The following is a 17,399-nucleotide window of genomic DNA, read 5'->3' on the forward strand; positions in this document are numbered from 1 at the left end:
ATAGATCAAGCGCCTGCCTCTCCCGGGATTCGAACGTCCAGGACCTCCAAGCCGTTGCCGCCAGGGCCAGACCACGAACAGAAGCCCGCCCACTCACTGGGCGCACAACATCCGGCTTTTCTGACCGTCTTTCCGTCGATCATGCTGCCGATGTTCTTGGCGGTGGTGGATCAGACCATCATCGCGACGGCGCTGCCGGCCATTGCGGCGGCGACCGGAGAACTCGAGCGCACGTCGTGGGTGGTGGTGTCGTATCTGATCGCGGCGACGATCGCGGCACCGGTTTACGGCCGGCTGGGCGACTCTTTCGGCCGTCAGCGCATGATGTACGTCGCACTGACGATCTTCATCGTCGCATCCCTGCTATGCGCGGCCTCGAATACCATCTTGCTGCTCACCCTCGCGCGCATCCTGCAAGGCTTCGGTGGCGGCGGCTTGATGACGCTGTCGCAGGCGCTGATCGGTGAGGCGATCCCGCCGCGCGAACGTGCGCGCTATCAGGGCTACATCGCCACCGTGGCGGTCTGTGCCAATTCGTTCGGCCCGGTGGCCGGCGGCTATCTCACCGAGCATTTCGGCTGGCAATCCATCTTCCTCGTCAACGTGCCCATCGGAATCCTGGCGCTCGGCCTGACGATGCGGCTGCCGGCGGCGCGGGGCGAAAGATTGGCTTGGCGCGCCGATCCGGGCGGCGTGGTCCTGTTCACGATATTCGTCGCAACGGCGCTGCTGTCGCTCGAGCAGTTCCAGCGGGCCGACATGCAGGCCTTGCCCATTGGCGGCCTGCTGTTGGCAGTGAGCATCATCGCGATCGTGCTGCTCGTGCGCCAGGAAGGCCGCACGCCGTCGCCGCTTATCCCGCTCAATCTGCTCAAGCAGTCGGCGATCTGGCATTCCGATGCGCTGGCTGCCTGCCACGGCGCGGCGCTCGTTGCGCTCATCACCTTCCTGCCGGTCTATCTGCAGGTCGTGCGCGGCGTGTCGCCGTCCGAAACGGGCCTGCTGCTCGTGCCGCTCACGGTCGGTATCGGCACCGGTTCGCTCGTGACCGGTCGCCTGGTCAGCCGCACCGGCCGCACCACGGTCTTTCCTATTTTCGGATTGGTGTTGGTCACGGCCAATCTGCTGGTCATTGCACTGTGGGCGAATGAGTTCGGAACGATCGGGTTCGCCGGCCTCATGCTCTGGAACGGCGTGTTCATGGGCACGGTGATGGGCGTGGTGCAGGTGACGGTACAGAGCGCCGCCGGCGCCATGCGCCTCGGCGAAGCTGCGGCGTCCGTGCAGTTCTCGCGCTCGATCGGCGCAGCCTTCGGCACGGCCGTCGTCGGCACGCTGCTGTTCGCTTATCTGTCGCTGAAGAACCCGGAAGCCGCGCGCGTCTTCAAGATGATGGTGGAGGGCGGCCATGTGGCACTGGCGCCCGAGCAACGCGCCATCGTGCGCGCCGACATTGCGGACGCGTTTCGCGCGGCCTTCCTGCTGATCGCGGGCTTCACTGCCTGCGGGTTTTTCCTCGCGCTGACCAATCCGATGCGGCGGATTTGATCACGGCGTTTCAACCCGCGCCGCTCAAACGGCGCCGTGTTCCGCTTTCACTTCTCGAGCTTTAGCGCATTGAAGATCGCCGCAAGGTGATCGATGAAAGCCCTCACGGCGGGCGTCAAACCGCGCCGCGTCGTGAAGACGATGTGCACAATGCCCATCTGACCGCCCCAGCCGGGAAAGATTTGAACGAGACGCCCGCTCGCCAGGTCGCTGCGGCAGACATGATCGGGCAGCAGCGCGACGCCCAGGCCGCCCGCGGCGGCCTCACGTAACGCCGAAAAATCGCCGCACGTGAAGCGCGGCTCGTGTTTGTGGCTGAAGGTGGCACTATCCGGTCCGACGAGATCCCAGACGATTTCGCCGGGATTGTCGGTGGAGCTCAGGGTCGGCAGCGTGGCTAGGGCGGCGATGTCGTTGCTTTCCAGCCTGTTCGCAAAAGCAGCGCTCGCGACCAGGATGCGTCGCGAACGGCCGAGCGTGCGCATGGTAAGCGATGCATCGGTGGTGAGATCGATGCGCACCCGTAGGGCAATCTCGATCCGCTCCGCGATGAGATCGACGGCGCGATCGGTCACCACGGTCTGCAAGCGGACCTTCGGAAACCGGGCAAGAAAGACCGGCATGTCGGCGGAGAGCACGTCGACCAATCCGTGGGGGCAGGCAAAGCGCACCAATCCCCTTGGTTCGCTCTGAGCGTGGAGCACCAGGGTTTCGGCTTGTTCTGCTTCGTCGAGTATCGCGCGGCAGCGCACATAGAACGCCTCGCCGACTTCCGTCACCCGGAAACGGCGCGAGGATCGCTCGATGAGACGAACCCCGAGCCGCGCTTCGAGCGCGGCGACCCGTCGGCTGAGCTTTGATTTGGGCATCCGCAGCGCCCGCCCGGCGGGGGCGAACCCGCCGTGCCTGACCACTTCTGCGAAGAAGCCGTAGTCGTTCAGATCCGCCATGCCGGCACCATCGTTCTAAAATCAGAACGATGAGTATCATAAATGCCGGCTACAGCCATCATCGTTCCTGCTGCATTTCCTATGGCGACGGCGAAGCGGTTCGCCACGCAAAAACAGGAGATCGGCAATGGGTAAGTTCGAGAACAAGGTTGTGGTCGTCACCGGCGGCACGAGCGGCATCGGGCTCGCGACGGCCAAGGCATTCGCGGCCGAAGGCGCCTCGGTGTTCATCACCGGCCGCCGTCAGGAAGCCCTCGATCAGGCGGTGAAGACGCTCGGCGGCCGGGTCGCTGGCGTGCGCGCGGACGTGTCCAAGCTCGCCGACATCGATCGCCTCTACGATGCCGTCCAGCAACGTCATCCTCAGATCGATATCCTGTTTGCAAACGCCGGTGGCGGTGGTTTTGCGCCGCTTGGCGCCATCGATGAGAAGCACTTCGACGAAACTTTCGCGACCAACGTCAAAGGCGTGCTCTTCACCGTGCAGAAGGCGTTGCCGCTGCTGCGCGATGGCGGTTCGGTGGTGTTGACCGGTTCGGTTACCGGCTCGACCGGCACCCCTGCGTTCAGCGTCTACAGCGCGACCAAGGCGGCGGTGCGCAACTTCGCCCGCAACTGGATCCTCGACCTCAAGGAGCGGCACATCCGCGTCAACGTCGTCAGCCCTGGCGTGACCGATACCGCCGGCCTCAACGAACTGTTCGGCGGTGGCGCTCAAGCCGATGGCGTCAAGGCCGGCATGGTGGCGGACATTCCCGCCGGCCGCGTCGGACAGCCGGACGACGTAGCTCAAGCGGTGCTGTTTCTCGCATCGGACGCGGCGAGCTTCGTCAACGGCGCCGAGTTGTTCGTCGATGGCGGCATGACTCAGATCTGATCGGAACCGATGGAGAATGACCATGAGCAAGACCGTTCAAGACTTACTGATGCGCAATCTGCTCGAAGTGTTTGGCGAGCGCGATCCAGTCAAGCGTCGTGCCGTGATCGAGGCGATCTACGCGCCGGCGACCACCTTCATCGATCCAGAAGGCAGTTACAGCGGCTGGGATGGAGTCGAACAGGCCGCTGCCACCTTGCAGGCTGCGACGCCGGGGTTCGCGTTCTCTGCCTTCGGTGACGCGCAGGTGTTAGGTGCCGCAGTCCGGCTTCGTTGGGCTTACGGCCCTGCCGAGGCACCACAACGGGTGACGGGTACCGATTTTGCTCTCGTCAATGAAGGGCGGATCGTCGCGATGTACACATTCGTCGATGCGCACTACGCGGCACGACACGCGGCATCGGGAACGGCTTAGAATCCGAACTGTTCGCGCAGGATGCGGTCGTCCAGGCTGTGGCCGGGATCGAACAGCATGTTCAGCGAGATCGCATGGTCCATGCGGATGTCGACCGCGCGGACCGATCGCACCTCATCGTGGTCGGCGACCGCCGCAACGGGGCGCTTGTCGGCTTCCAGCACTTCGATGGCGACCTTCGCCTTGTCCGGCAGCAGCGCGCCACGCCAGCGTCGCGGCCGGAATGGGCTGATCGGCGTCAACGCCAGCAGCGACGCATTGATCGGGATGATCGGACCCTGCACTGAGAGGTTATAGGCGGTCGAGCCGGCCGGAGTCGCGACCAGCAGGCCGTCGGCGATCAATTCGGCGAGCCGCTCCTGTCCGTCGATGAGAATGCGTAAGTGCGCGGCTTGCGCCGTCTGGCGGAACAGCGACACCTCGTTGATGGCGTGGTGCTCGACGGTTTCGCCCGTGTCGTCATGCGCGCGCATCAAGAGCGGATGGATGACGGTCTTTTGCGCGGCGGCGAGGCGCTCGGGCAGGCCTTCCAGCGCGAACTCGTTCATCAGAAAGCCGATGGTGCCGCGGTGCATGCCGTAGATCGGCTTGCCCGAGTTCATGAAGTTGTGCAGGGTCTGTAGCATCAGACCGTCGCCGCCGAGCGCGACGATCACATCCGCCGCGTTGGGGTCGCAAGTGCCATAGCGCTTCTCGAGCGCCTCGCGGGCTGCGTCAGCCTCCGGCGTCGTGCCCGCGACGAAGGCGATCTTCTCGAAACGCGGGGCCGGGCGGCTCATGAAAGGACCTGACATATGGAACGCGCGGTGCTCGTCTATACGACCTGGCCCTCGGTTGTCGAGGCGGAGCGGGCTGGGCGCCAGATCGTCGAGAAACGGCTGGCGGCCTGCGTCAATATCCTGCCGGGCATGGTCTCGCATTATTGGTGGCAAGGCCAGATCGAGCGCGCGGAAGAGGTGGTGATGGTTATCAAGACGCGCGCGTCGCTGGCAGAGCAGGTGCGCGATGCCGTGAAGGGCCTGCACAGCTACGAGGTGCCCTCGATCATGGTCCTGCCGGTCGAGAGCGTCGACGCGAACTACTATGCGTGGATTTTGAAGGAGACCGAAGGGCACGAGCCGGTCGCTTGAGAGGGATGTTAGCGTTGCCACACGCTCTGCTCACCTCTCCCCAATGGGGAGAGGAAGCATGCCGGGCCCGTGGCGGTTCTAAGCCGTCATCATCAGCCCGCCGGTCGCCTTGACCTGCTCGCTGCCGGGGAAGACCTTCGACGCGAGCGCCCGCTCGTCGAGGCGCAGGTGATCGCGCAACACGCCTTTGAGCACCGCCCGCAGATCGGTGGTCGGTTTCAAATCGCGCCCTTCGTACAGCGCGGCATCGCTGATGCCCGGCCAGTCGGCGATGACGCGGCCGCCTTTGACGGCGCCGCCGGCCAGCAGGGCGACGGTGCCCGTGCCGTGGTCGGTACCGGCCGTGCCATTGACGCGCGCGGTGCGGCCGAACTCGGTGACGACGGCGACGGCGGTCTCGCGCCAGGCATCGCCCATGCCGCTCTCGACCGCGCCAAGCGCATCGTCGAGCGCGCCGAGCAGGATGGCGAGGCGGCCCTTGGCCACGCCTTCGTCGGCGTGCGTATCCCAGCCGTCGAAAGCCAGGGCGCCGATGCGCGGGCCGTCCGGCCGGCCCATGAATTTGCCGGCGGTGCCGGCGGCTTCCGTGAAGTAAGCGCGGATGGCGGCGCCGGGCCCTTGCGGCCGCGGTCCCTTGTTCTGGCCCGGCTTTTCCATGCCGCCGGCGCGGGCGATCATCGCCAGGTCCTTGTGCTCCTCCAGCGCGCGGGCGAGCACGGGATCGGTGTGGCGGTAGAGATCCATCAGCCGCATCACCGTGTCGTCGGTGGCGGGCGGCAGCCGCGGCGGCGTCCACGACATCACCGGCGCGGGCCCGCGCACCACCAGCGGCGTCATCGGGCCGACGGCGAAGGCCTCCTTGCCGCCGACCCGCGAGGCCGGCTGCAACGCGGCGAGCGCGCGGTTGAGCCAGCCGGTATCGGCCGCGCCCGGTTTGGTGAGGCCGCTTTCCAGGACGTCCTGGCCGTCGAAGTGCGAGCGCTCGCGATAGGGCGAGGCGGCCGCGTGCACGATGCTGGCCTGGCCGGCCTTGTACATGCGGTGCAGGTTCGGCATGGCCGCGTTGAGCGCGAAGAAGCTATCGAGCGGCAGCGCCGGCGTCTCGCCGTCGAGACGCAGCGCATTGTCGCCGCGCAGCCGCACCCAATCGGGATCGCCGACCGGCGCGACCGCGGCGAGGCCGTCGAGCGCGCCGCGCAGCACGATCACGAGAAAGCGCGGGTCACGGCCTTCGGCGCGCGCGGCGCGCGGCATGTGTGCCCAGGCGAAGAGTACGCCGGAGGCGAGCAAGAGTTCACGGCGGCTCGGTGCGTGTAAGGTCATGACATCACCGTCTCTGGAATTCGGGCGTCATCAACAGAAGCGCGAGCGCCTGCGGCCGGCTTTCGGCGCGCTTGATAGTCTGGCGCGTATCGTCGGAGGCGAGCGGTCCGAGCGCGGCATCGACCATCGCGTCGGGTTCGGTGCCGGTGTTGCCGACGAGGCGCGCAACCTGGTTCGCGATATCGAGGCGCTGCGCGATGCCGTCCATCCAGGCGGCGCTGTCGTCGGAGAAGCCTTTCGGTGCCGGCGGCCGCCACAGCGGTTCGCCGAGCAGGTTCTGCGTGTTGACGATGCGGCGCACGTCGGTGAGCGGCAGACCGCTGGCGCGCATCGCGGCGATGGTCCATTCGCCCGGCTTCTTCAGCTTGGTGCGCGCCGCGCTCCACGCTTCCGGCGACATGACGAGCGTCTTCGTCACTTCCATCAGATCGCCTTGCGTGTCGCGGAAGCGCTTGGCGAGGCGATCGACCAGCGGTTTCGGCGGCGTGTCCGCGACGAAATGGATCGCGAGCTTGGTCGCGATATGCGTCGCGGTCGCGGGATGGCGCGCCAGATCGAGCAGCACGGCGCGGCCCTGCGCGTCGCCGTCCTCGGGATAGGTCTTGCCCAGGATGGTCTGCGGCCCCGGCTCGTGCATGCGCTCGTTGAACCAGAACTCGCCGCCATGTTCTTCGTCGCGCTTGAGCGGCCGCACGGTCCAGCCGGTGATCACCTTGGCGAAGTTGGTGACGTCGGTCTGCGAATAGCCGGAGCGCACGCCGAGCGTATGCAGCTCCATGATCTCGCGCGCGAGGTTCTCGTTCAGACCCTTATGCTGGCGCACGCCGGCAAACGAGTTCGGGCCGATCGAGCGGACATTGTCGAGGAAGTAGAGCATGCCCGGATGCGTCTCGACCGCGAGCAGCATGTCCGAGAACTTGCCGAGCACGTGCGGGCGGATCGCCTCGCGCTCATAGGCGCCGCAGATCGGCCGCGTCGGACCTTTGTCGGCGGAAATGCAGAAGTGGTTCGACCAGAACCAGACGAGCCGTTCCGTCAATCCGATATCGGCGTCGAGCGCCGCTTGATAGCGGGCTTGCGCCTCCGTGAGATAGAGTTCCTGCGGCACGCCGGGGCCGGGCTTGGGCTGCGGCTGCGCCGGCATTGCATTGTTGCCGCCAGCCATAGTGTTGGCGGCGGCTTCCGCCTGCATGCGCTGGGCGGCTTCGCGCTCGGCCTTCTGCTGCAGTTGGAACGCAAAGGCATCGCGCGCCGCGCGACCGCTGTCGACGAGCGCGGGATCGGTGAGGGGTTTCACGCCGGCGCGCAGTTCGGCAAGCAGCGCGCCGCGCGGATCGTGTGCAATTTTATCGATGTCGCCGGGCCGCGGGCCCATCCCGAAACGATGCAGCGCCAAGGCCGCACGCGTGTGAGAGTCGGTGGAAGGATCGACCGCCATGGCCGTGAACTGTCTGCCGCGTGCCCCTGCATGCAACGCTGCAGAGGAGTCGTGTCGACACTAAGGCACGGGACTGAACGCGGAATGAACGATGCATAATTGATGCGTAATTAATATCGGCGCCGCGCGAGGCTTGTTCCAACGTTGGCGATCGTCGATTAGGGCGCTCGCGCGTCGCGGACCGCTTGGGCTATTCTCGTCGCCTGCGACACCCGTCCGATCTTTGCGCCCGTAACGATCTTTCGACGGCGGCTGCTCGCCGTCGGCACCGCGCCTTCGTTCGCGGTGGCGCCGCTCGCCGGACGCGGCGCGAAGTTCGCGGCCCGGTGCAGTGCGAGCGCCTTTCGCGCCGCCTCGACATGCGTGGTGCGAGCCGTCAGGTTATGAAGCCGTCTGAGTTCCGTATTCACACGCTTCAACGCGGCGGCGAAGACCTGCTTGCGTTCGGAGGCATGCTCGGCGGTTCCCGGAAAGCTCGTCCCGCGTGCCTTGGCTTTGCCGCGCACCTCGCGCCGCCTTTGCCGGCCGAGCGTTCGTTCCTTGTCGCGCATTGTGCGCAACCGGGATCGCATGGCCTCGAGGTCGGCTGTTTCGACGTCGTAGATGGCGGGATGGTGCGTCAGGCGCACCGTTTCGTATTCCTCGTGGCTGAGGAGGCTGCGTTCGAACTTGCAAGGCATCGACATGAGCATTCCTCCGTCATGAGCGATTGGTGCTGTCGTCCTCGAAGGGAATCCGGGACTCGGCCTCGAAGCGCGCTTTGCGCTTGCGGGCGAACACCCAGATCACGATGCCTATGAACGCGGCGACGAGGATAAGAAGGTAGATCGTCCCAGCCATGGTTCGCACCTCGGATCGTCCGACTGCGGGCGTCTTGGACTGCGGCCATTAAAGGCGTCTTCGCCCCGCCTCACGCCGCAAATGCTCGAACAGGCACTGTTTGCCAACCTTCAAGGGCGGCATTGAGCTAGATCAACATCTAAGATGTTATCGGCGGGCGATGACGATTTCGCTCGCGGCCCGGATATAAAAGCGCGACGCGGCGCCGATAGCGCCGCGTCGGCATTGGCGATCGCGAAAATCAGTAGCTTGCTTTGCCGTCGATCACGGCCTTGAGCTCGCGATATTCCTCGCAGGTGGTGTTGCCGCACAGGGTGTTGACCTTGGCGAGGAAGTCCTCGGCCTTCAGCCGGTTGCCTTGTTCCATGTGCCACATGCCGTAATACGACCAGGTGCGGACATGGTTGGCGTCGGCCGCCAGCGCCTTGTCGTACCAGTATTTCGATTCGTCGTAGTTGCCGAGCTTGCGGTTGGCGTAGCCGATGTAGTTGGCGACGTCGGGATGCTCGTCGTGGCCGAGCGCATGCATCGCGGCAATACCGGCCTTGTAGTCGCCCGAGACGATGAGAGTGCGGGCGGCGCGGTAGTCGTGCAGGAACTTCTGATAGGCGAGCTGTCTTTCCTGCTCCTCGATGGCGCTGCCCTCTTTCTTCTTTTTCTTGCCGTCGTCGGACGGCGGCGGGCTGTCGGTGCCGGCGGCAAGCACGGGCTTCAGGGCGATGCCGGACACCAGCAGCGTGGCGGCTGCGGCAAGGGCGAACGTGCGGAAAGCATTCTTCAGGGACGCTTGGGTCGGGGTCATGGGCGCAAGCCTTTCCTCGGAATGATGCACCGGCCACGACGATAGGCCGGTGCATCGGGCGGCGACCAACAAACACTTCGTGAGCGGGGCTTAGTCCCTGGCCTTTGCAAGATCGCGCCTGACACCGTCCCGCCCGAATTCCGACACCGCGCCACCCGGACTTTGAACGGCAGATAACAGCGTACTTCAGAACGCGTTCAGTGGCTTAGGGGCAATGTCGTCCGCGAAACCGGCCGTGCCGGTCCCGACCGACAATTCCGGGTTCTCGGCCACCCCCTAGATTGAGGAATACACCCATGCTGAAGAAATTCGCCGTCGCGCTCGTCGCCGCCAGCCTGCTTGCCGCTCCGGCGCTCGCGCAGGGCAACGCCGCCGCCGTCAACGCGCCGGTCACCCATACGAAGACTGTCCACAAGTCCTCGCTGAACACGCATGCCGCCAAGAAGCACGTCGCGCACCGCCACGCCGCCAAGAAGCATGTTGTGCACAAGCACGTGGCCAAGAAACATCTGGCCAAGCATCACACGATCAAGAAGACGCACATCAGCAAAGTGAAGCACGGCAAGGCCGCCAAGCGCGTCAAGCCGACTCACAAGACCTTCAGCTGAGCCCAGCGCAGAGGGGTAGAGCAGGCGCCGCGATGAGCGGCGCTTGACTCATGCGCGTGTTCCAGCGACAAATTTTCCGTGCTGGTTCCTCGGCGCGAGCCGAGGACGAAAGAGGGAACACGGTGCCGACCTCGGCGATCCGTGGCTGCCCCCGCAACTGTGAGCGGCGAGCCCGCGTCCATTAGGCCACTGGGAAACCGGGAAGGCCGGATGCAACTGGGCGACGACCCGCGAGCCAGGAGACCTGCCAGCACGGTCACCCAACCGGTGGACGGGAGGTCCATACGGAGCGGTCTTTCGCAGCGGTGACGGCAATGCCGGTGCGAAGGCCGTGAGAGACTAGTTCCTCCCACGACATTCCATTCCTGACGTTCGCGTTCGATCTGCGTGGTCGTCAGGTGTGTCCTTCGCAACGGGCTTGGTCTCACCCGATGCGGCGCATTGTGCGCGCGCAAACGAAGGAACGTTGTGTGATGGGGGCTTGGGTTCGTGTTGCCGGGGCGATGATGGCGCTCGGCGTATTTGTACAAGGCGCGTCCGCGCAGGAGCAGGGCGCACCCGTCGTGCTGCCGCCGATCGATGTCGGCTTCAGCCGGACCGCGAGCGGCATCATCAGCGGGGCGTCGTCGAGCACCATCACGGCGGAGGATATCGCCCGTTCGCCGGCGCAGAGCCTGCCGGACATTCTGGCGACGCAGGCCGGCATTCAGGTGCAGCATCAGTCGGGCAATCCGATCGGCGTGAATGACTCGGTCGATCTGCGCGGATTCGGCGCCTTCGCGAAATCCAACACGCTCATCCTGGTCAATGGCCGGCGATACCAGGATTTCGATCTGCAGGGCTTCGATTTCGCGAGCATCCCGCTCAACTCGATCGAGCGCATCGAGATCACCCGCGGCAACAGCGGCGCCGTGCTTTACGGCGACGGCGCTGTTGGCGGTGTCATCAATATCGTGACCAAGACCCAGAACACGCCTGGCACTTCGGGAAAGATCGAAGGCGCGATCGGTTCGTATGGCTACGCCGAAGGCCGGCTTTCGGCCGGCACGGCGGTGGGGCCATGGTCGGCCTCCGTTTACAGCAACAGCGCGACCGCACGCGGCTATCGTCAGAACGGCGAGACGCGGCAGGACAATGTCGTCAGCAACTTCAGCTACCGTACGTCGGCTTTCAGCTATTACCTGAACACGACCGTGGACCGGCAGCGACAGAACTTCCCGGGGACGCTGCCGAACCTGCCGCTCGTCTTCCCGGTGACGCTGGACAATCCACGCGGCGCGACCACGCCGCGCGACTGGGGCAACAAGCAGAACTTCAGCATCACGACGGGCTTTACGTTACCGGTCTGGACCGGCGCCGAGCTGATCGTGGACGGCGGCGTGCGCCGCAAGTTTCAGCAGAGCGAGTTCTACGATTACTTCCCGGCGCCGGGCTTCACTTACGACGCGTCGGCGGGCGGGCCGCAGAATTACGTCAACACCGGCATGACGACGACGTCGCTGACGCCGCGCCTCGACATCACGCATAATCTGTTCGGCCTTTCGAGCAAGGTTCTGACCGGCGTCGACTTCTACAACACGCAATACGATTCTGACCGCTATGCGTTCGACGGCGGGCAGCCGATCCATCACTACGATATCCGCCAGAGCAGCCTGGCGTTCTACGCCATGAATCGGACGACGATCCTGCCGGACGTCGATGTGTCATTCGGCGGACGGGCGCAGCGCACAACGGTCAGGGCGAGCGACGGTTACAACTCGGCGGCCGATACCTGCTTCCCGTTCTGCTATCCGTCGGGCACGGCGCAGATCCCGTCATTCGATAACAGCGAATGGCAGTGGGCCGCGCATGCCGGCGTCGAGTATCGCGTGCTGCCGACGCTGACTTTGTTCGGCCGCGTCGCGCGCGCGTTCCGCGTTCCGAATGCCGACGAGCGCGTCGGGGCGGGCAGTGCGTTCTCCATGATGACGCCGACGACCTTCGACCTGAAGACGCAGACGTCGCACGACGTCGAAGGCGGCGTGCGTTTCAACTGGCAGCGATTGAAGGTCGAATCGAGCGTCTACGCGATGGATCTCAACAACGAGATTCATTACCTGCCGACCTCGATGGTGAACATCAATCTCGACCCGACGCGCCGTCTCGGTTGGGAGAACAGCGTCGTCTATGGCGTGACCGATACACTGCGCCTGCGCGCGACCGCGGCCTACACCAAGGCAACCTTCCGCGACGGTCCTTACGCCGGCAATTATGTGCCGTTGGTCTCGCGGTGGAGCGGCAGCGCCGGCGTGTCCTGGGACATCTGGCAGAAATGGGCGACGCTCGACGTGATCGCGCGCATGTGGGGCAAGCGCTACATGGACAACGATCAACTCAACGTGCAGCCGGAGATCCCGGCCAACGCCACGGTCGATGTGCGGCTTGGCGGCGCCTACGAGCGCTTCTTCTGGTCGCTATCGGTGCAAAACCTGTTCGACGTGAACTACTACGACTACTCGATCGCGAGCGCGACGACGCGGGGCTACTACACGGCCTACCCGTCGCCGGGCCGCACCTTCGTCGTCCGCGCGGGGGCGACGTTCTAAAGGGCGATCGGACGAGCAACGTCTCGAGTGGGGCTTCTCCGCGTGTCGTGGCCGGGCTTGTCCCGGCCATCGACGCCTTGCATGCTTCCCGCTCGAAAGAAGTTGGATGCCCGGCACAAGGCTGGGCATCACAAATTGCGGCGAAGGCGTTCATGGCAGACGCAGGCTGCCGCCACGACGGCCCCGCGCGGGCAACAGGCTGTCATCTGGAAGAAGCGCGCGTGATCTAGATCAAGAAGGGCGGAACTCTCGCCTCTACAAAGTTCCTGGCCCGCAGCCGGCGGGTATCCCCTTGAGGAGAAGTGCCATGAAGAAATCTCTGCTCGCTCTCGCCGCCGTCGCTGCGGCGACCCTGGCCGCCGTTCCGGCCGAAGCCCGCGTGCGCGCCGGCACGCTAACCTGTCAGGTCGCGCCTGGTGTCGGTCTGATCGTCGGTTCGCAGCGCACGCTGGAATGTCAGTTCAAGTCACGGCGGCTCCGCGAGCGCTATACCGGCCAGGTCAACCGCATTGGGCTGGATATCGGCTTCACCTCTGGCCAACAGGTCGTGTGGGCGGTCTTCGCGTCGGCCCGCCCCGGCCGCGGCGCGCTCGCAGGCAACTACGTCGGCGCCACGGCGGAAGTATCGCTGGCGGCCGGTCTTGGCGCCAATGCGCTCGTCGGTGGTTTCCGGCGGTCGATTGCGTTGCAGCCGCTGTCGGTCGGCACGCAGACGGGCGTGAATCTGGCTGTCGCCGTGACCGGCCTTGATCTCGAATACGCCGGCCGCCGCCACTAAGGCGACGTCTGCGCACATCGCAAAAGGCCGCCCGCGAGGCGGCCTTTTTTCGTTTGGCTACAGCGGCGCCCATTCGACCGGCACCAACTCGTAGCCGGTGACGGTGCGGCTGATGTGGCCGCAGGCCGGGAAGGGGAAGTGGTACGCCTCGACCAGCATGCGGTCGGCGGTGGCCTGGTCGAGCATGCGTCGGCGGGCGGCCACCGCCATCGGGCCGTCCATGTCGAACGACGGCTGCCAATCAGGATGCCGGGCGAACAGATACGGATTGCGCACGGTATCGCTCATGGCGAGCATGGAGGCACCGCCGGAGTGGATCGCGAAGGCCGTGTGGCCCGGCGTGTGGCCATAGGCGGCGATCGAGACGATGCCGGGCGCCACTTCCGCACCGGGCCTGAAGCGCCGCACCTCGACGTCCTTGAAGATGCGCCGCGCGTTGCGGAAATAGCGCAGCACGGCGCCTTCGGCGCGGCTCTGATTGCCGTCGTCCATCCAGAAGGACCATTCCGGCTCCGGCACCAGGATTTCGGCATTGGGAAAAATCCTGCCGCCGTCTTTGTCGCGGATGCCGTTGATGTGGTCGGGATGGAAATGCGAGATCACGATCGTGTCGATCTCATCCGGCCTGACACCGGCCGCCGCCAGATTGCCGATCATGCTGCCGGCCGAATCGACGATCTGGCCGGCGGTGCCGGTGTCGATCAGCACGAGCTGCCGCCCGGTGTTGACGAGCAGCGCCGTGAACGAGATTGGCAGCACGTTCGGGGCCAGAAAGGCCGCCGTCAGTGCCGCATTGACCTCGCCTTTCCCGGCGTTGCGCACGAACGTGTCGTCGATGGGCAGATACCAGATGCCGTCGTAGACGGCGGTGATCTGATAATCGCCGAGCTTGTAGCGGTAGGCGCTCGGCGCCTGCGCTGTGGCCATCGGAGCACCCGCGCGGGCCGGCGCCAAAGGGGCGATGCCGGCCATGCCGGCGGTGAGCGCGGCGCCGGTCAGGAGCGTGCGGCGGTCAAGGTTGGGCATGGTCGACGAACACCTTGTGGCGAGCGACTATTCCGGCTGCCGGCTGCGGCACGTCATCATTGTGCCGTCCGGTCCCATTGATCGGTACCGCCCGGATCAGGCACACAGCGGTTCGGGTGCCGCAAGCGGCGCCGGGAATGCGGGGCGAGGCGAGGACACAGGGGTTGGGAATGCGGTGGTTGGCACTCGGCGCGGCGATGGCCGCGCTTCTCCTCAACGGCTGCGCGCGTGACAATCTGGAACCGAGCGCCGCCGATCTGAAGGCGCGCTGGGACGCCCAGAACGTCATGCCGGCGAACTACAAGGCCGACCTGTTGGCCTATATGCGCACCTATCTCAACGATCCGACGCATGTGCGCAGCGCTTCCGTCACCGCGCCGTTTTTGAAATTCGTCGGACCGGGCGACCGCTACATCGTCTGCGTGCGCTACAACGCGCGCAACACCGATGGCAAATACATGGGCTCGAAGGACGGAGCGGCGATCTACGTGTCGGGCAAGCTCGACCGTTTCGTCGACAGTCAGCGGGAGCTGCGCGAGATGTGCAAAGACGCGGCTTTCGGACCGTTCCCGGAACTCGAAAAGCTGACGCGCTGATGCGCGCGGTATAACCGCCACGCTGGCGGTAGAGCGCTTTGACCCACCGCCGAGCATCATCCCGGCGGCGACAAGTTCAGTCAGAAAAGCTGGAAGTCAGTTAAGGCGTCGTGACGTCACTTGACCTTCAGGTTCTCGGCGGATGTCTTTCCGCGGTTCTCGACGAGTTCGTACTGAACGCTCTGTCCTTCGTTCAGTGTGCTAAGGCCTGCACGTTCCACCGCCGAAATGTGCACGAATACATCCTTCCCGCCTTCTTGCGGTTGGATGAAGCCATAGCCCTTCGTCGGATTGAACCACTTAACGGTGCCCTGAGGCATTGCTAGATCTCCGAAGTATTACCAACGCGTTTAGTCTGGCACACTCCTCAACCTGCGAACAAGGTCCTGTCGGGCTCCCGGAGCCGTGACGGCGGGTATTTTTTGTGCGTGCAGAAACAGTTTCGTTCCTGGCCGGCGGGCTGCGCTGTTTGAACGCACGAGCGCCAATGCGGGAGGACGGTGCCGGCTGAGGGGATTGAACCCCCGACCTTCGGTTTACAAAACCGCTGCTCTACCGCTGAGCTAAGCCGGCTTCCGGGCGGCAAGAGCTAGCAGCGTCGACCCGTCGCGACAAGCGGTACGTCCGGGTCGCATGCCGTCGATAATGTCGTTTTGCCAAACGAAAGCGCCCCGCACGCGGGTGCGGGGCGCTTCTGTCTTGCCACCAAAGCGGCCGTCGCCGGCCGCCGGATGCGCTACATCTGGGTGATGTCGCGGTCCTTGGTCTCCGGCAGGAAGATCAGGGCGACGACGAAGCTCATCGCCGCGACCGCGATCGGGTACCAGAGGCCGGAGTAGATGTTGCCGGTGGCCGCCACGATGGCGAACACGGTGGCCGGCAGGAAGCCGCCGAACCAGCCGTTGCCGATGTGGTAGGGCAGCGACAGGCCCGAATAGCGGATCCGGGTCGGGAACAGCTCAACCAGCCAAGCGGCGATCGGGCCGTAGACCATGGTCACGTAGACGACCAGGATCGCCAGCAGAAGCACCGTCATCGGATAGTTGATGTCGTTCGGGTCGGCGCTGGCCGGATAGCCGTGCGCCTTGATCGCCGCGGTGATCGCCGCGGGCAGGTTCGGCGTGTCGGCTGTCAGTTCGGTGTCGCCGATCTTCACGCTGGCGCGGGTGCCGGCCGGGGCTGCCACGTTGGCGTAGTTCACAGACAGGTTGACCAGCGTCGACTTGATGATGTCGCAAGCCGTGGTGAACGTCTCGGTGCCGGTCGCCTTGAACTGGAACGAGCACTGCTTGGGATCGGCCGTCACGGTGACGGGCGAGGCCGCGAGCGCCGCTTCCAGCTTCGGGTTGGCGAAGTGGGTGATGCCCTGGAACAGCGGGAAGTAGGTGATGACCGCCAGGGCAAAGCCCGCGAGCATGATCGGCTTGCGACCGATCTTGTCCGACAGCCAGCCGAAGAAGATGAAGCACGGCGTGCCGATCGCGAGCGCGATGACGATCATGATCTGCGCGGTGACCGCCGGGACCTTGATGGTCTGGGTCAGGAAGAACAGCGAGTAGAACTGTCCGCCGTACCACACGACCGCTTCACCGGCGGTGGCGCCGAGCAGCGCGAGGATCGCGATCTTGGCGTTCGACCACTGACCGAAGGCTTCCGACAGCGGGCGCTTCGAGGCCTTGCCTTCCTCTTTCATCTTCTGAAAGAGCGGCGACTCATTGAGCGAGAGCCGGATCCAGATCGACACGATCAGCAGAATGGCCGAGAGCAGGAACGGCAGACGCCAGCCCCAGTCGCCGAAGGCCTGTTCGCCCATCACGGTGCGGATGCCGAGAATCAGCAGCAGCGCCATGAACAGGCCGAGCGTCGCGGTCGTCTGAATCCACGACGTGTAATAGCCGCGCTTGCCGGGAGGGGCGTGCTCGGCGACGTAGATCGCCGCGCCGCCATACTCGCCGCCGAGCGCCAGGCCCTGAATGAGGCGGAAGGCAATCAGCAGCACTGGCGCCATGATGCCGAGGGTGGCGTAGCCCGGCAGCAGACCGATGAAGAACGTGCCGACGCCCATGAGCGTCATGGTGACGAGGAAGGTGTATTTGCGGCCGATCATGTCGCCGAGGCGGCCGAAGATCAGCGCGCCGAACGGGCGCACCGCGAAGCCGGCGGCGAAGGCGAGAAGGGCGAAGATGAAGCCCACGTTCGGCGGCACATTGGCGAAGAAGTACTTCGCCAGAAACACGCCGAGCGTGCCGTAGATGTAGAAGTCGTACCACTCGAACACGGTGCCGAGTGAAGACGCGAAGATGACCTTCCGTTCTTCGGCGGTCATTCCCCGCGACCTAAATTCAGTCGCAGTTGTTGTTGACATGAGCGTTTCGTCCCCAGGGTTGCGCGCAACTTTGTTATTTGGGGACAGCGCTCCGTAGCGAGCCGTCGATACCACCGTCACGAAATTGCCATCCCCGTGACAGGCTACGTCTGCGCCG

General features: G+C 65.0%; 18 protein-coding genes, 1 tRNA gene and 1 riboswitch. Of the genes, 8 read left to right on the top strand and 11 right to left on the bottom strand.

Features of this window, described 5'->3' with window-relative positions:
* Positions 1-54 precede the first annotated feature (54 nt).
* Positions 55-1,548, top strand: a complete 1,494-nt coding sequence (locus DW352_RS02545) for an MFS transporter (protein WP_245434298.1) — start codon at positions 55-57, stop codon at positions 1,546-1,548.
* Between the two features lie 47 nt (positions 1,549-1,595).
* On the opposite strand, the gene DW352_RS02550 is transcribed toward DW352_RS02545, so the two are convergent.
* Entirely contained in the window at positions 1,596-2,498 is a 903-nt protein-coding gene (locus tag DW352_RS02550) for a LysR family transcriptional regulator (protein WP_115688240.1), read from the bottom strand.
* Between the two features lie 127 nt (positions 2,499-2,625).
* On the opposite strand from DW352_RS02550, the gene DW352_RS02555 reads away from it, so the two are divergent.
* Both DW352_RS02555 and DW352_RS02560 read left to right on the top strand, forming a co-directional pair.
* The gene (locus DW352_RS02555) at positions 2,626-3,375 is read left to right on the top strand and encodes an SDR family NAD(P)-dependent oxidoreductase (RefSeq protein ID WP_115688242.1); all 750 of its coding nucleotides are present in this window, start codon (positions 2,626-2,628) and stop codon (positions 3,373-3,375) included.
* Between the two features lie 22 nt (positions 3,376-3,397).
* Complete coding sequence (locus DW352_RS02560) at positions 3,398-3,790, top strand: nuclear transport factor 2 family protein (protein WP_162826734.1); 393 nt, start codon at positions 3,398-3,400, stop codon at positions 3,788-3,790.
* Here DW352_RS02560 and DW352_RS02565 read toward each other — a convergent pair.
* Positions 3,787-4,569, bottom strand: a complete 783-nt coding sequence (locus DW352_RS02565; protein ID WP_115688246.1) for an NAD kinase — start codon at positions 4,567-4,569, stop codon at positions 3,787-3,789. The two genes, DW352_RS02560 and DW352_RS02565, sit on opposite strands and share 4 nt — an antisense overlap.
* A gap of 15 nt (positions 4,570-4,584) precedes the next feature.
* Between DW352_RS02565 and cutA the strand changes: the two genes are divergently transcribed.
* Positions 4,585-4,920, top strand: coding sequence for a divalent-cation tolerance protein CutA (gene cutA, locus DW352_RS02570; protein ID WP_115688248.1), 336 nt, complete (start codon positions 4,585-4,587; stop codon positions 4,918-4,920).
* A 78-nt stretch (positions 4,921-4,998) separates the two neighbouring features.
* On the opposite strand, the gene DW352_RS02575 is transcribed toward cutA, so the two are convergent.
* The 5 genes from DW352_RS02575 to DW352_RS02595 all read right to left on the bottom strand — a co-directional run bounded on the left by DW352_RS02575 (position 4,999) and on the right by DW352_RS02595 (position 9,323).
* Positions 4,999-6,243, bottom strand: a complete 1,245-nt coding sequence (locus tag DW352_RS02575) for a DUF1501 domain-containing protein (protein ID WP_115688250.1) — start codon at positions 6,241-6,243, stop codon at positions 4,999-5,001.
* 4 nt (positions 6,244-6,247) lie between these two features.
* Entirely contained in the window at positions 6,248-7,681 is a 1,434-nt protein-coding gene (locus DW352_RS02580) for a DUF1800 domain-containing protein (RefSeq protein WP_115688252.1), read from the bottom strand.
* 158 nt (positions 7,682-7,839) lie between these two features.
* A complete protein-coding gene (locus DW352_RS02585) occupies positions 7,840-8,367 on the bottom strand; it encodes a hypothetical protein (RefSeq protein ID WP_162827219.1) in 528 nt (175 codons plus the stop codon).
* A 13-nt stretch (positions 8,368-8,380) separates the two neighbouring features.
* The gene (locus DW352_RS02590; RefSeq protein ID WP_115688256.1) at positions 8,381-8,521 is read right to left on the bottom strand and encodes a cbb3-type cytochrome oxidase subunit 3; all 141 of its coding nucleotides are present in this window, start codon (positions 8,519-8,521) and stop codon (positions 8,381-8,383) included.
* 241 nt (positions 8,522-8,762) lie between these two features.
* The gene (locus DW352_RS02595) at positions 8,763-9,323 is read right to left on the bottom strand and encodes a tetratricopeptide repeat protein (protein ID WP_115688258.1); all 561 of its coding nucleotides are present in this window, start codon (positions 9,321-9,323) and stop codon (positions 8,763-8,765) included.
* Positions 9,324-9,619: 296 nt separating this feature from the next.
* Here DW352_RS02595 and DW352_RS02600 point away from each other — a divergent pair, with 296 nt between their 5' ends.
* The 3 genes from DW352_RS02600 to DW352_RS02610 all read left to right on the top strand — a co-directional run bounded on the left by DW352_RS02600 (position 9,620) and on the right by DW352_RS02610 (position 13,294).
* Entirely contained in the window at positions 9,620-9,931 is a 312-nt protein-coding gene (locus DW352_RS02600) for a hypothetical protein (RefSeq protein WP_115688260.1), read from the top strand.
* A 65-nt stretch (positions 9,932-9,996) separates the two neighbouring features.
* A riboswitch (cobalamin riboswitch) is annotated at positions 9,997-10,197 on the top strand.
* Positions 10,198-10,404: 207 nt separating this feature from the next.
* A complete protein-coding gene (locus DW352_RS02605) occupies positions 10,405-12,516 on the top strand; it encodes a TonB-dependent receptor (RefSeq protein ID WP_162826735.1) in 2,112 nt (703 codons plus the stop codon).
* 307 nt (positions 12,517-12,823) lie between these two features.
* Complete coding sequence (locus DW352_RS02610) at positions 12,824-13,294, top strand: DUF992 domain-containing protein (RefSeq protein ID WP_115688264.1); 471 nt, start codon at positions 12,824-12,826, stop codon at positions 13,292-13,294.
* Positions 13,295-13,351: 57 nt separating this feature from the next.
* Here the strand turns inward: DW352_RS02610 and DW352_RS02615 are convergent, their stop codons facing one another.
* Positions 13,352-14,320 carry an MBL fold metallo-hydrolase gene (locus tag DW352_RS02615; protein ID WP_115688266.1) on the bottom strand — a complete coding sequence of 323 codons (969 nt, stop codon included), beginning with the start codon at positions 14,318-14,320 and terminating at the stop codon, positions 13,352-13,354.
* 170 nt (positions 14,321-14,490) lie between these two features.
* Here DW352_RS02615 and DW352_RS02620 point away from each other — a divergent pair, with 170 nt between their 5' ends.
* On the top strand, positions 14,491-14,916 hold the full coding sequence (locus DW352_RS02620) for a hypothetical protein (protein ID WP_115688268.1): 426 nt from the start codon (positions 14,491-14,493) through the stop codon (positions 14,914-14,916).
* 116 nt (positions 14,917-15,032) lie between these two features.
* On the opposite strand, the gene DW352_RS02625 is transcribed toward DW352_RS02620, so the two are convergent.
* The 3 genes from DW352_RS02625 to DW352_RS02635 form a co-directional block, all read right to left on the bottom strand.
* Positions 15,033-15,236 carry a cold-shock protein gene (locus DW352_RS02625; protein ID WP_115688270.1) on the bottom strand — a complete coding sequence of 68 codons (204 nt, stop codon included), beginning with the start codon at positions 15,234-15,236 and terminating at the stop codon, positions 15,033-15,035.
* Between the two features lie 181 nt (positions 15,237-15,417).
* Positions 15,418-15,489 (bottom strand) — tRNA-Thr (locus tag DW352_RS02630).
* Positions 15,490-15,652: 163 nt separating this feature from the next.
* Positions 15,653-17,242 carry an MFS transporter gene (locus DW352_RS02635; RefSeq protein ID WP_115688272.1) on the bottom strand — a complete coding sequence of 530 codons (1,590 nt, stop codon included), beginning with the start codon at positions 17,240-17,242 and terminating at the stop codon, positions 15,653-15,655.
* Between the last annotated feature and the right edge of the window lie 157 nt (positions 17,243-17,399).

Source organism: Pseudolabrys taiwanensis, assembly GCF_003367395.1.
Lineage (GTDB): Bacteria > Pseudomonadota > Alphaproteobacteria > Rhizobiales > Xanthobacteraceae > Pseudolabrys > Pseudolabrys taiwanensis.